Origin of the sequence: Paenibacillus oryzisoli (assembly GCF_001653565.1) — a bacterium.
GTDB classification, from domain to species: domain Bacteria; phylum Bacillota; class Bacilli; order Paenibacillales; family NBRC-103111; genus Paenibacillus_E; species Paenibacillus_E oryzisoli.
On the sequence record NZ_LYPB01000047.1, the window covers coordinates 132284 to 146691 of the forward strand.

Here is a 14408-nt window from a genome sequence, read left to right on the forward strand (position 1 = left end):
CTTACTGCGAATTGTGTTTTTTTACGATCAAGGACCGGCTTTGAAAAGTAGAAAAGCGCGGGGAACCCGCGCTATGTCTCCCAACCGTAGCGCTTGGCGGCGCTTCGGTACAGCCAATCCTCGCCGATCTGCAGCGCTGTCTCCTGCTCAATCCAACCGGCCTCGATCTGCTGCCACAGAAACTCACCTGCCAGCCGCTTGATTACCATGATTTTGCCGTAGCTCCATTCGATGCAGCGGGCGTCGGAGACGATGAGCGAGCTTTTCATCGCTGGCAGCGCCTCCAGTCTATACTGCATGCTGTCGCGATACGTGCTGGAGCGAAAGTTAAACCACCAATGGCCGCCAACATGAACGTTCGGGAAGTTCCACGCCGCCTGTACAATGTCCAGATTGTTGATCTCGGAGGCGACGACGAGCTCGAACGAACACGCATACCGCTCGAATAGCGCGGTCAGCTTCAAGATCCGTTCCGGATCGTTCGCCGGCACAGCGGTGCCGCACCATGAGCGTTCCACGCCAAGGAACAATTGGACAAGAAGCCCTCTCTGCGCAGCCTCGGCGCCAATCTCATGCAGCAGCTGGAGCATGACTTCGTCTCGGCTGCAACCCGGCGCGAGTGTGATTGGCTGGTTCGCGCTAATCGCCAGACGCGGCAGCGTAGTCATGATGCCCCGACAGCCCATCGCTTGGTACGTGTCCAGCAGGTTTGCCAGCGTTTCGCGTACATGTGCGAAGGTTTCGATCGGATCGCTCGATTCAACGACCGTGCGGGTCCATTCCCCCAGCTTGCCGTCAATGCGCGGAAGCAGAATCGCCGGCTTGCGCATGCCCAGAAATGCCGCATGCTCCGGAATATTCACGACGAAGGCCTGGGCTTGCATTCGGTCTGCAACATGCTGCGCCCAGCCCGCCTGCTGCGCCGATCGCTTCACGGCCGCATCCAGAGCCAGCACAGACGCACGGTCACGGATCTCGATGTCGTACAGATCCTTGCAAATATGCGTAAACGCGATATTCATCAGCGTATTTCTCGTTGCTTTGTAGGCGTCGAGGAAGGCCGCGATCCTTTCCTCCTCCGGCAGCTCGGCGGCATTTGCCGGATATCCCGCCGCCTGCATTTCGCGGAATAGCCAGAAATAATGTGCGATTTCCCAGAAATCCGCTGCGCACAGTCGATCCCCGATCAGGTGGGTATGGGTGTCCAGCACAGGCATCTGCATGATTTGTTCCGTAAATGTCTCTTTCGTTAACCTAGCCATCGTGGTTCAACTCCTCCTTAGCGTAAATGCTTTGAAATGCATCAGCACCGAAGGAACAGTGTCGTCCTTTCGGTGCTGATGCTCGTTGCCCGCTTCCCTTGCTTAGTCAGCCAAAATTTGATCGATAAGGGCCAACTCTTCATCCGTAAAATGTAAGTTGCGAATAGCCGCTATGTTATCCTCCAGTTGCTGCACTTTGCTCGCGCCGATCAACGCGGACGTGACAAGCCCTTTGCGCAGCACCCAAGCGAGCGCCATCTGTGCCAGACTTTGACCGCGTTCAGCGGCCAGCTCATTCAGCTTGCGCGATTTGCCAAGCTTCTCCTCCGTAATGTCTTCGGGACGCAAGAAGACGCTGCCTCCCGCCGCGCGGGAATCCGCTGGGATCTCCTTGAGATACCGGTCGGTGAGCAAGCCGCGCGCCAGCGGGCTGTACGCTATAGAGCCGATACCCTCGTGCGTCAGTACATCCTGGAGCCCTTGCTCCAGCCTTCGCTCAAACATCGAGTAATGCACTTGATGAATGACGAACGGCGTGCCGAGACGTTTGAGAATGACAGCCGCCTCCGCTGTTTGCTCGGCATTGTAATTGGATACGCCGACATAGAGCGCTTTGCCCTGACGGACAGCCTGGTCCAGTGCGCTCATCGTTTCTTCCAGCTGCGTTTCCGCATCAAAGCGGTGCGAATAGAAAATATCCACATACTCGAGCCCCATGCGCTTCAAGCTCTGATCCAGACTCGACAGCATGCTCTTCCGGGAGCCGCGCTCCCCATAAGGGCCATCCCACATCCGATATCCCGCTTTCGAGGCGATAATCAGCTCATCGCGGTACGGATGCAAGTCTTTCTTCAAAATCTGACCGAAGGTCTCTTCCGCCGAGCCCGGCGGCGGCCCGTAATTATTTGCCAAGTCAAAGTGTGTAACTCCTAGGTCGAATGCGCGGCGCGCCAGCGCGCGGCTGTTCTCCAACAAGTCCGTTCCCCCGAAATTATGCCAGAGGCCAAGCGAAATTGGCGGAAGCTTCAGTCCGCTCTTCCCCGTCTTCCGATATGGCATTTCGCCGTATCGGTTTTCATCTGCTTTGTAGTCCATTGACGTTCCTCCTTGATTTTGAGTATTACTGGTCAAGCTGAATTGTCGCCAGCCCGGATGCCGGAATGGCAAGCGCATGAATCCCTTTCGCCAGCGTCAAGACTTCGGTGTGAAGCACCTGTCCGCAGCAATCGGCAATCTCTACCCGCGTCTGGGTCGGCACATCCCCCGTCACCTCGAGATAGAGACCATCCTCTCGCCTTCCGTTGACGATGAACCACGTCCGCTCGGAACTGCCTGTCTCCAGCGGCACCAATCGGTCATGATACGTCACCACAATGCCTTGATCGCCGCGCACCGATTGCACGAGCGGATAGAGCAGCTCCGGATTGCGCGGCGCCAAGCGGCCTTCCAAGAGCAGATCCCGATGCTTTTTATAAAAAGAAAGCCAATGTCTCAGCATAGCAAGATGTTGCGACGGAACCCGGTCCAATTCCACCGAAATTTGCGGAACAGAGAATAAAATGTTGATCATTTGCAGCGCTGCGCTCTCCACCGGTTCGTCCGGATGCCACATGATCATATCCGCATGAGCAGCCGTATTCCCGCAGAGCAGGCGCAGATCGATCGTCCTCACCCGATTCTGGATGCTGTCGTTCGGGCAGTCCGATGCCCGGAACATGTTGCCATATTTGCGCATTGCAGGGCCTATGTACATCTGGCGGAATTCAACCATGATCTCAGGCTTCAGCTCGCGCAGGCGAGCGATGGAATCGGTAAGCAGACGGTCAACCGCTTCCGGAATCGACTCGTAATCTTTGCCTGGCGTCGTAGAAGCCAGCTGTAGCTCTGGCGAATAGAACGTGTCGATGAAGTCCAGCTTGAACCCGTCAAGCCCCCACTCCCGGACAGCCGCTTCATATTTCCCGATGATGTACTCGCGCACGTCAGGGTAACGCGGATCCAACACAGCGGCGCCATGATTCTCATTGTAACGCAATATTTTATCCTTGAAGCGATCCCAGACCTTGCTGTACTTGCCGATGAAAGGCACCGAGTACCATAAAATAAACTTCATGCCAAGATCGTGAATGGCATCCACATGGCGCTTCATATCGGGAAACTTGCCATCATAGGTCTCCCAGTCGCCGCAATAGGCGTAGCCTCTGCCGTGGTCTTCTGTCTGCCAGCCATCATCCACAATGACCGCTTCCATGCCTAGTTCCTTTGCAAGGCGGCACTGCTCCTCAATTTTTCGGTCCGTCACATGCTGGTGCATGCTGTACCACGTCGAATACATAGGCTCTTTTGCCGTTTCCGGCACAAACGCCGGCGTATAGGCCGCCATCGCGCTCCACCAAGCCTGGACGCCTTGCAGACACTCGTAGTACGGCAAATCCCGCGTATCCACGAGCAATTTGGCTTCATACGCCTGCATCGGCACGGCCGCCTCCGTAAAGAGCTGAATGCGGCAGTAGAAATTCGCCGTCTCTTCGCTGATCGCGGCCCGATACTGAACCGTGTTCAGTGCATCAGAATAAGCGAACGTGAGCCTATTGCGGCCGGCACTGTTATACAGTGCATAAACCGGCGCCGATGCCGCCGCGTTCGAGCGCCAGCCGCGCATCCAATCCGCCTTGAAGCTGCGGTTGCGGTCCATCGCGGGCGTCCAGCCTGCCTGAATATCCCACGCCGGCTGCGACCACTCTATACTAAGCGGCGAAGGTGTAAACGAAGCTTCGGAATTTAAGCGGAGCGTAATGAGGTGCAGATTTTCCTCCAGCTTTTCGCTTAGCAAGGAGATATCCACGCCAACAAACTCTCCGTTTACGGTAAATGTATGGTTCTCGGTCGTTAGTTGAACGCTCATTGGGCATCACCCTTCTGTTGGTTCTTATGCGGGGACGGACCTGCATGGCACCAGACAGTGACAATCGGGTCTTCGGAGCTGGAGTTCAGATGATGATCCTCGCCAGGCTCTACAATCAAGATATCCCCGGTAGCGACCGGGATATGCTCCCCATTCAATTCCATTGTTCCACTTCCCTGTAAAATAATAAAAGCCTCACAATCGCCATGCACGTGATAATCTCTGCCTTCAGGACCATCATTCGTATGGCTGCGCTCTCCCCGCTTGGCAAATGACAAGCCACCCGAACTTAAATAGGCGCCTGGTAGCACATCCTGCAGGATATGCCCACTTTTTTTATCCAGCAAATCCGTCAGCCTCAACTTAATCATCGCTTATTCCTCCATGTGTATTCGGTATAGTCGGCTTCGGAGGTCACCCTTCCAAACAGGCAGATGGATGCCGATCCCCATTAACTCATCGCCGCCCCAGCGCTCCGTCGGCTCCTCCGGCGCATCCGGATCGGCAACCAGGTAATTGCGATCCGCGGCCAGCCCCTTCAGCTTCAGCTTCTTGAGCGGCGGGTTCGGCTTCGCGAGCACCTGAAAGTAAGCGACGAGCGCTTCCTTACCATCTTCTGCCACGAACATCCAGGCCGTCTCATTGCCTTCAAACGGACTTAACAGTCTGTGAAACACTCCAAATTGGATCAGCGAACGAAGCTCCTTATACAGGGCAACCTGCCGCTTCATCAATTCTTTATCGTCCTCGCCAATTGTCGTCAAATCGAGCTCATACCCGAAATTGCCCGACATCGCCGCATGTCCGCGCATGGCCAACGGCGTCGTGCGATGCACCTGATGATTCGGCACGGCGGAGACATGCGCACCCATCGTGGAAATTGGGTAGACGAGGCTCGTGCCGTACTGAATTTTCAATCGCTCCACGGCGTCGGTATTGTCGCTCGTCCACGTCTGCGGCATGTAGTAGAGCATCCCGGGATCGAATCTTCCGCCTCCGCCCGAGCAGCTTTCGAACAACACGTGCGGGAACGCAGTTGTCAGACGCTCAAGGACGTCATAAAGTCCGAGTATGTACCGATGTGCGGTTTCCCGCTGACGCGCTGGCCGCAGCAGCGCCGAGCCGATCTCCGTCATGTTGCGGTTCATATCCCACTTCACATAGGTGATGGGACTGCTTGCCAAGATGTCGCTAAGCGCCTGCACAATGTATTCCTGCACATCTCGGCGGGAGAAATCCAGCACCAGTTGCTTCCGACCTTCGGTTCTGCGCCGCCCCGGGACATGAAGGCACCAGTCAGGGTGCGCGCGATACAACTCGCTGTCCGGCGATACCATCTCTGGCTCGAACCAAAGGCCGAAGGCCAGTTCTTGTGCCTTGACGCGCTCGGCCAAATCCGCCATGCCGCCGGGCAGCTTGGTAGTGTCGACGAACCAATCACCTAGCGAGCTGGCATCGCTGTCGCGCTTGCCGAACCAGCCGTCGTCCAGCACAAGCAGCTCCAAGCCGAGCTTCCGGCCTTCCACCGCAAGGGCTTCAATTTTATCCGCGTTAAAATGAAAATACGTCGCTTCCCAATTGTTGATCAGAATTGGACGATGGCGATCACGGAACACCCCCCGGCATAGCCGCGTGCGGTACAACCGATGATACGTCTGCGACATACCGCCAAGCCCTTCCGCAGAGTAGACCATTACCGCTTCCGGCGTCTGGAACTGTTCGCCGGGTTCCAACAGCCAGCTGAAATCAAAAGGGTTGATCCCCATTGCGACTCTGGTAGTGCCGTAAGGATCCACCTCCGCTTGAGCGAGAAAGCTGCCGCTGTATACGAGGCTGAAGCCATAGACATCCCCGTGATCCTCATCGGCGTCTGGGGACAACAGCGCGATAAATGGATTAAGCGAATGGCTGCTGCTGCCGCGGCGGCTCTCGATGACCGTCCCTCCTGCACTCAGCGGACGTCTTTCGATATGCCGCTCGCGCGCCCACGTGCCCGATAGATGCAGCTCCTCGAATTCTGCGTGCGGTAAGTCCAGACTACAGCTAAGCGCCCTAAGCAGTTTGATTGGCACTTCGCCCTCATGGACAAAACGGGCGGAACGCACAATCGCGTCCATATCGCGATAGACGGTATAGGTCAGGATGACGTTCAAACCGATAATCGCATCGGATAGCGTAATTTCCAAGCTCTCCGCTTCGCTTACCGACTCCACATAGGTGGCGGGCAGCCCTTCCAGCTTCGGCTTCCCGGAATAGATCCGGTGCGAGGCATATAACAGCTCGCTCACCGTTGCGCCGTTCTCGGTCTGCACCTGATACGCCGGCATACGGAAGTCGCTCCCGCCAAAGGCTGGGTATTCTTGCGGCAGCGTATCCAGCGATAGCGACAGATCGTTCGGATCCGTTGACGGGGAGAAGGAACAGCGGCGTCTGCGCATAAGCAAACTGCCGATGTTCGTTCCTCGCACCCTCGCACCCCAGTGGACGTGCGCCAGATAACCAGGTGAAACCAGCTGCATAATGTAACTGGATGCTTTTCCTTGCAGATGAAACGTTTGTGTTGCCTGATCAAACGTAATCGCCATTAAGCTACTCCTTCCGTTCTTTTACACCTTTAGTTTTTTCCACGCCATGCGTTGATACCGAAGATAAATCAGATGAGAACGCAGAAATTGATCACAAGCGACCGCGCTCCATAAACCGATCATGCCCCAGCCGAAAACATACACGAACACATAGCTGAGCACGACCCGAACGCCCCAGACGCCGATCATCGTGGAATAGAGCGGATAGCGAGTATCGCCCGCTCCGCGCAAAGCGCCGCCCACAATGAACTGGGAGATCTGAGATACTTGAATAAAACCGACGATGCGAAGTGCCCAGGTGCCTTCGCGGATCATGGTGGCATCGTTCGTATACAAGCTTAAAATTTGCGGCGCGAATACGATGAAGATCGCGCCGATTACGCCAGCTAGCGCCATGCCGTACTTGCGGATCTGCCTTACGTATCGCTCTGCAAGTTCCGCTTTGCCGACGCCGAGCGACTGTCCGACAAGCGTTGAGGCCGCGATAGCAAAAGCCGCCCCCGGCATGAAGGACAGGCCGATCACGTTCGTGACCAACTGAGAGGCAGCAATCGCTGTGGTGCCGAGTCCGGCGCCGATCTTGACGAATGTCATGATACCTAGCCGCATGACGAGCTGCTCCAGACTCGCCGGGATGCCGATACTCAGCATGCGGCTGATCATCTTTTTATCAAAATGGCTTATTTCCCGCCAGCTTAAGGCAAGATCGAACTTGCCGCTGAACATGACCAATAGAAAGACCAGCATCGCCCCGAACTGAACGATGAGGGTCGCTGCAGCTGCGCCTGTCGTGCCCAATACCGGAATGCCGAGATGGCCGTAAATAAGTACAAAGCCTAACGAAACTGTCAAATACGCAGCCAGGACGTTGATCTTCATCGGTGTACGCGTATCGCCCGCTCCGCGTAAAATCGCAGATAAAGAAGACGAAATGCTCGAAAAAGCAATCGAGATAAACATCAACCGAGCATACGTCAGGCCCTCCTGCACAACATCCTCATTTGCCCCCATCATAAACAGCAACTTTTCGCCATAGAGAAGCCCTGCGAACATAATAAGCAAAGAGAGCATCGTGCCGAGCAGCAGCGACTGTCCTGCTGCTCGATTGGCGTCTTCCCTCCGGCCGCTGCCGACGGAACGGGCGACAATAACGGTCGTGCCGGTATTGAGCGCCGCAAAACAAACTGTCATCAATGCGTAGATTTGGCTCGTGAATCCCACAGCTGCCACAGATGTGGAACCCAGATGACCGACGAAAATCATCATAATCATCTGGGTCAGATTAATCAGCAGCATTTCTGTCAGCGAAGGTCCCGCCAATTTGAAAATCATCCGCCTGATGGCGCGCCCGTCCTCTGAATCGATCATGACGGCATCGCTATATGGCTGGGTTCTGTCTTTTTTGCCAGCTTCTTCTCCCAGTTTAAGTCCCGTACTCATCGCAGTGTCGCCTTTACAGCTTCCAACCTGGCAAGTAAGCCTTCGTATTTTGCAGCATGCGTTCGAACAACGCCTCCGCCTGAGTCACTCCGATCGTTACCAGCGGATCGCTGACGAACGCTTGTAACGCAAGAGCTTTGTCCTTCTTCAGTGCAGCTTGGAGAATCAGCTCCTGATTCATCGCGTGCTGCAACACTTGGTTATGAACAGGAAGCGGGAGCTCACCCGCATAGACAGGACGCAGGGAGTTTGCTGAAAAAACAGCATTCGTCTCCACGACCACGCCGTGCGGAATGCCCTTCATTTGCCCGACGTTCGGCACATTAACGTTAGTCACGAACGATTGTAGGCCGATCAAACCTTTCAGTTGCCGCACCTCTTCTTCGCCGGAGGCTTTCAGCGGCAGCTTCTCTTCACCGGATAGCAGCTTGCCGTAATAGTCCGCCGTAGCCGCATTCTTTTCAACCCGGCTTTGCACCGTCGTCAGACCGAACTTCCAGTCGTATACCGTGTCCGGATCTTTCAAATACCAAGGCGGCATGAACTCCGCCAAATGACGATCCCCCGCAGCCGCAATGACGCCGTAACGCCGGAACAAATCAAATTTCACGCGATTTGCTGAGGTGTACGGATTCGTCTTCCAAGCATCTTTGTTGTGCTCGAAGCCTGTCTCATAGTAACGATCCACAAATTTGCTGTACATTGGCAGCAGGTCTGTACCGAGATAGGTCGCTTGATCAATCCAGGTAAAATGATTCAGACCCAGCACGTTCACTTTAATCTGATCGCGGTGCAACCCATCAATACCCTCCATGTCCTTCAGCATGCGGATCAGCAAGCTTTGCGTACCGAAAATCTCATGGCAGCAGCCAAACGCCTTGATTTTCGGAAACACTTCGTAGAGCGTGCGCGTACACAAAGTCATTGGGTTGGTATAATTGAACACCCAAGCATCCGGTGCGTAACGTTCAATCGCTTGCGCGAATTCGACATACATCGGAATCGTACGCAATGCTCGGATAAGCCCGCCTGGCCCCGTCGTGTCACCAACAGCTTGGTAAATGCCGTATTTTTCAGGCTCATGCACATCTGACTCCATCTCTTGAAACGTGCCCGGCAAAATTGAAATAAAGACGAAATCGCACCCCGTCAGCGCTTCTTGCAGGGTTGGATACGCCTTATACTGCCATTTGGCATTCGCTTCCGGGTAGTCAGAGACCGAATTGCCCAATTTTTCATTGTGACATGCTTTGTTATAGTCAAGATCGTACAAGCGAATCGTCCCTGAAAGCTGATCATCGAGCGCCAGATCCGCAATCAAATTTTTGGCCCAGTACATCGAGCCCCCACCGATATAAGCGATTTGAATCTCACTGACTTTTTCATTCGCAAATTTCATGTTGCCCCTCCTTGATATTGTTCCTGTTTTTAATGTAACTTCTGAACGAATTGAACATCTTCTCGCTCTCAGTATAGGCAACGAACCCCATTTGGGGGATGGCAAAAATTCAGCAGGGTTGTGATTTTTTACACTTTATTTAAAGACAATAAAAAGACGCTGATTGACATTCAGTCAAGAGCGCCTTTTTTCAGATTATCGATTATAGATTCGATACAAGAGCACAGCGACTTCAGCGCGCGTAGCGGATTTCAATGGCTCCAACAGGCTGCCGCTGCCTTGAATCAGTTTCTGGTTGAGCAGTTGGGCGATACTCTCCTCGGCGTAGGCGGCGATCTCCTTATGATCCGTAAAGCCCGAAAGCCCAGTCGGAACAACTTCACTTCGTTGGCTGCACTTAGCTCACTGGTTGCAAACATATTGCCCGGCAACGTCACAGTCCCGAGTTCCGAGCGGATCTGCGTCGTGCTGCTTGCCTTGCCGCTGCTGATTGCAGACGATGAAATCACAGCTTGGTACGCGTGCTCGCCTGGCACGGGTGTCGCGTCAAGTGTGCTTGGCGCGTTCGTGGTGCTTGGACCTGGGCTAGGGCCGGGGCCGGGGCCAGGGTCAGGATCTGCTACAACTGGCGTGCTGAACGTCACGTCAGGGCCCATGCTCCAATTCCCCGCAGCGTCCCTTGCCAGCACTCGGTAGGTATAGGAAGTGCCGGAAGCGAGTCCGCTTAACGTATAGGTCAGTGTCTGCGCGTCAACTTCGCTCGAGTACGTTGCATTTGTGACAGCGTGCAGTTTATATCCTGCTATACCGACGTTATCGGTTGCCCTGTCCAAGTGAGTACAGCGCTGCTGCTTGTCACTTGCGATACAGCTAATCGGGCATCCATCCCCCAGCCAGGCGGCGTTGTGTCTGCCGAAGCGCCAAGCGTCGTCACCTGCAACGGCAAGCCGCCAAGCGTCTCATACACAGCGCCGTAGACAGACTCGTTGACCGCTCTGACCCTGAAGTTGTACGCAGTACCCGGCAATAAGCCTGTGACTTGAAGCTGGTAAACATTCGAAGCAACCGTCGTCATTTTCTCGTCGTCACGATACACATTATAGCTTTCAGCAGGAATCGTGGTGGTTGCCCCTGTCCATTGCAGCAACGTCCCTGACTCCGTCGTATTAGAAGCGCTAAGCGCTGAATTGCCGGTAAAAGAAATCGGCCCAAACGCCTTCACTTCGTTGACGTTAATATCTCCATCGACCTCATCGACCGTAAACTTGATGTATCTGGCATTAACCGGGGCCGGCAGCGTCAGGTGCTCGGCAATTTGCGTGATCGCCGGATTGCCGTACTTCCCTTGCGCGACCCGGTCGTCCGTCAAGATTTTCGTCCATTTTGCACTAGTCGGATCCTTGAAGGCGTCTCCGTCTGTCGCGTAGTAGAACGAAACCTTCTTCAGCTTGTTCTGATAGCTATAATACTCCAGTCTCTGAACCGGCGTTAAGGCCCCAATGTCCACCATCATCCAGGCCGTGGTTGAGCCTTTTAATGCCACCCATCGGGAACCATCGTTGTTATCCAGCGCTTTGCTCGCGCTGTAGCTGCTGGTATCATCGTTCCATACTCTCGGATACTGGACTTCCTTGTTATAGAGCAAATTGTCTGATCCGTGTTTGATACCGGCTGTTACCACCGACGCTTGGGCAGCTTGGGCGGATAACGCTCCTCTTCGAATCGCATAAATTTTCACGCCATAAGACGTGCCGGGAGACAAATCTTTAAGCTGATAGGAACTACCCGTGTATTCATCCGCCACGATGCGTTCGACGGCATCTGTGACCAGCGCCACTCGATAGCTCTGTGCGTCCGCAACAGGCTCCCATGCGACGTTAATCGTTTTATCCGCTGCATCCGTTACCGTGACCGATGCCGGAGGGCTCGGAATAATGGGGCTGCCGTCCGTATGCAGCACATGGGTTTCGCTTTCCGCCGACATGAGTGGTTTAAACGAATACGGATCGGTGTACACATTTCGGACGGATAAATTGTAGGCAGCTCCGGGATCCAAATTCGTAAACGTATAACTGTTGCCAATTACATTGTCCACAAGCACTTTGCCGTTATCATAGATGACAAAATGGTCCGAGGGCACCGGATCCCAGGAAATCGTTGCTTGGGGGCCGCTTGTGTAGGCAATTTGAATTTTTTTCGCTTTTTGCGGAGCGTTATAGATTTCCAGTTCGGTGAGGCGAGGAGGGCCAGTCATCGTAAAAGTTGGAACGCCATTTGCCGTCCCTGCGCCATTGGCGCCTGAGCCATTCTCAAAATACAGCTTAATGTACCGAGACGTGTGCGTTGTACCCAGGTCAATCGTATACGTTTTATCCGCCGTATCTTCGCCCCCACTATTCGGGCCACTGTACGTAAAGTCTGGGCTTGCACTAAATGGTATCGTGCCAAGCGTGCTCTCCGTATGATCGGTTTCATCATCAGATACCCACATATTCATCGTTTTGAGCCGTGCTGTTTTCATAAACAGCTTGAGCTGACTGAACGACATCTTCTTCCCGAGATCCACCACAACGGAGCCTTTTTTGGAGCTCTCCGTACCGATCCAGCTAAGTTCGCCTAAGGCAGAATTGTTGCTTTGCGGTACTGCGGTTAAATTCGAATACACAACCGGATCGATTTGGACACCATCGACAAGTCGTTCAGCGTGCGCATTCGCCAGTTGCATGGCATTGCCGGAGGTAGCGCCAAAATTGTACGCCTGCTTGCCGTAAGCCAAATTCACGGGCGAAACGCCGGTAGCTGCTTTGTACAGCGTGATATCGGAGAGATAAATTTTGGCATCCCTCACATTCGGATTCGTTTTATCTGCTTTCCGGTAAATGCCCCATTTCGGGCGGTTGATCATGTTTGGAATTGCAGGATACGGTCCTTCGAACGTGTTGCCATTATATTTGATTTCCGGTCTGCGCCAAATATCCAGCACGCGATCCGGATCGTTATATGACATCAGCACCTCGCCAGTCAGTGCGTCTTTCATCGTCATCGTAACCCAGCCGTATTCGGCATTCAAAATTTTCACCGTAATGTCCAACCATCTGTCTTTGATGTCGTTCAGCGGAACGCTTGCCAGCGTCTCCTGACCTGCATCCGTTCCGATATCGGCATAACGGAATTCGAGATTTTGCTTCGCCGAAGATGAGATCGTGAAGGTCAGAATCGGATTGCCGTCTTCCGAGCTCGAGAAATCAGGGAAGTTCACTTTGTCGTGAAGCGGCAAATTTTGAACGCCTGCACCCAGCGAATTATAAGCTTTATACTGAAAAATATGGAAAAAGCCATCCGGCTTAGGGATATCTTTATCAATCTTGAGATTCCAATGATATGCGGTAATATCATTTTCAAGCCCAATACGATCCCGGCTTTCCTCCGGCGGTCTGATCTCAATACGCTGGCGGTCGTCATTGCCTCCTGACCAAGTCCCTGTGGCGCTATTGTAAGTCGCATTATGCAAATAACAAGAGAGACAGTCGCTTCCGTTTACTTCCACTTTGAATACATCTTTGCCCAAAACAGTGTCATAGTAGTTGGCGACATGTCGCGCTGCTTCCTCGCCCATGATGGCGCGCGCCGTTTTCGTTGCGCCTTCCACCGGGTTGTCCGTGCCGAATGCTTCTCCAAAAACATCATAAGGCGATCGACTCGGATCTGCCTGAACGGTTACCGAATTGCCACCATGGCTAGCGATAAAAGCCGGATCCAGAATATCTTGCTGCGTGGCTGCGGCAGCTTTCGAAAGCATGGCGTCTGGCAAGGGAGCCAGTTCCAGCATAAGCGCTAGTGCAAGGCCAACAGAAATGATTTTCCGTTTTTGTTTTGCTGTGATCATAGATAGTTGCTCCTTCCACTCCAAGGACGATACATGAAGATAAACGGGCGTTCACAGGTGTGAACGCCGTTTAATCACACTTCAGCTACCCCCTGATTTACTTCGTAATTTGAATGTTAGCGAATTGAATTTTCGCTTCCGGCATGTTGTCATAAATTTTGCGGTAAATGCCCCACTTCGGCCGATTAATGGTAGCTCCCTCCCGCCAGTTATCCTTGGTTCCGCTGTAGGACATAAGCACGGTGCCATCCAATTTCTTCAGTGTCATGTTGATGGAACCGCTATCTGTATGCTTGACGGTGACGGATGCTTCCACCCACTGGCCGTCAATATTGGAGAAAGCTGTCTGCGCTAAGGTCTCCACTTGGTCCATCGTGGCGCCAATGGGACTATGTCGGAATTTGAGATAGCCCCCCTCCAAAGAGAAGGTCAAAATCGGTGCACCATCATCCCCGTCTTGCGCCTTCAATTGGAAGATATGATGAAAGTTGCCTGATGGCGGCATTGGATAAGGGCTCACGGCTCTGAACTGCCACTTGTAGGTTGTGGTCTCCCCTTGGCTTGCCTTCACATTACTTGGAGAGCTCTTGTAGGCTTTCATTTCAACCCGCTGGCGATCTGTATTGCTGCCGTCCAAAGCTGCCGTGTCTGAAGCGGTCCCGACCTTAATCTGCAAAACATTGCCGACATACGTAGAAGTCGATTCATACAAATGTCCAGAATCGGTAGGTCCGTCTACAGGATCGGATCCCAGATATTGCTGTAATATCGCCAAAGCACTTAATCCTGTGTTCGGCCCATCGGAATTAATCGTTACTGTAGAAGCATAAACCGTCGCTGCAATGACGAATGAACTGACAAGCGTGGTGCTCAGCGTGATCAACTTTAGACTTTTTTTCATTATCTTCCCTCCAAATGAATAGTCAGATAG

Annotated in this window: 10 protein-coding genes; 1 reads left to right on the top strand and 9 read right to left on the bottom strand. The window is 53.5% G+C overall.

The window, feature by feature from the left end:
• Window positions 1-71 precede the first annotated feature (71 nt).
• The 7 genes from A8708_RS04680 to A8708_RS04710 all read right to left on the bottom strand — a co-directional run bounded on the left by A8708_RS04680 (window position 72) and on the right by A8708_RS04710 (window position 9591).
• Window positions 72-1262: a hypothetical protein gene (locus tag A8708_RS04680; RefSeq protein ID WP_068662355.1), complete on the bottom strand. Its 1191-nt coding sequence runs from the start codon at window positions 1260-1262 to the stop codon at window positions 72-74.
• Between the two features lie 102 nt (window positions 1263-1364).
• Window positions 1365-2357 carry an aldo/keto reductase gene (locus tag A8708_RS04685; RefSeq protein ID WP_068662356.1) on the bottom strand — a complete coding sequence of 331 codons (993 nt, stop codon included), beginning with the start codon at window positions 2355-2357 and terminating at the stop codon, window positions 1365-1367.
• Window positions 2358-2382: 25 nt separating this feature from the next.
• Entirely contained in the window at window positions 2383-4167 is a 1785-nt protein-coding gene (locus A8708_RS04690) for a glycoside hydrolase family 36 protein (RefSeq protein ID WP_068662357.1), read from the bottom strand.
• The gene (locus A8708_RS04695; RefSeq protein ID WP_068662358.1) at window positions 4164-4538 is read right to left on the bottom strand and encodes a cupin domain-containing protein; all 375 of its coding nucleotides are present in this window, start codon (window positions 4536-4538) and stop codon (window positions 4164-4166) included. The genes A8708_RS04690 and A8708_RS04695 overlap by 4 nt, the downstream gene beginning before the upstream one ends.
• Window positions 4539-4541: 3 nt before the next feature.
• Window positions 4542-6752, bottom strand: a complete 2211-nt coding sequence (locus A8708_RS04700) for an alpha-galactosidase (RefSeq protein WP_068662359.1) — start codon at window positions 6750-6752, stop codon at window positions 4542-4544.
• Between the two features lie 21 nt (window positions 6753-6773).
• Window positions 6774-8192 carry an MATE family efflux transporter gene (locus A8708_RS04705; protein ID WP_082927274.1) on the bottom strand — a complete coding sequence of 473 codons (1419 nt, stop codon included), beginning with the start codon at window positions 8190-8192 and terminating at the stop codon, window positions 6774-6776.
• A 13-nt stretch (window positions 8193-8205) separates the two neighbouring features.
• Window positions 8206-9591 (bottom strand): family 4 glycosyl hydrolase, encoded by a 1386-nt coding sequence (locus tag A8708_RS04710; protein WP_068662360.1) that lies wholly within the window; start codon window positions 9589-9591, stop codon window positions 8206-8208.
• Between the two features lie 120 nt (window positions 9592-9711).
• On the opposite strand from A8708_RS04710, the gene A8708_RS36015 reads away from it, so the two are divergent.
• Window positions 9712-10287: a hypothetical protein gene (locus tag A8708_RS36015; protein WP_068662361.1), complete on the top strand. Its 576-nt coding sequence runs from the start codon at window positions 9712-9714 to the stop codon at window positions 10285-10287.
• A gap of 106 nt (window positions 10288-10393) precedes the next feature.
• Here A8708_RS36015 and A8708_RS04720 read toward each other — a convergent pair whose 3' ends face one another.
• Window positions 10394-13477, bottom strand: a complete 3084-nt coding sequence (locus A8708_RS04720) for a fibronectin type III domain-containing protein (RefSeq protein ID WP_068662362.1) — start codon at window positions 13475-13477, stop codon at window positions 10394-10396.
• Window positions 13478-13574: 97 nt separating this feature from the next.
• Entirely contained in the window at window positions 13575-14378 is an 804-nt protein-coding gene (locus A8708_RS04725) for a heparin lyase I family protein (protein ID WP_068662363.1), read from the bottom strand.
• Window positions 14379-14408 lie beyond the last annotated feature (30 nt).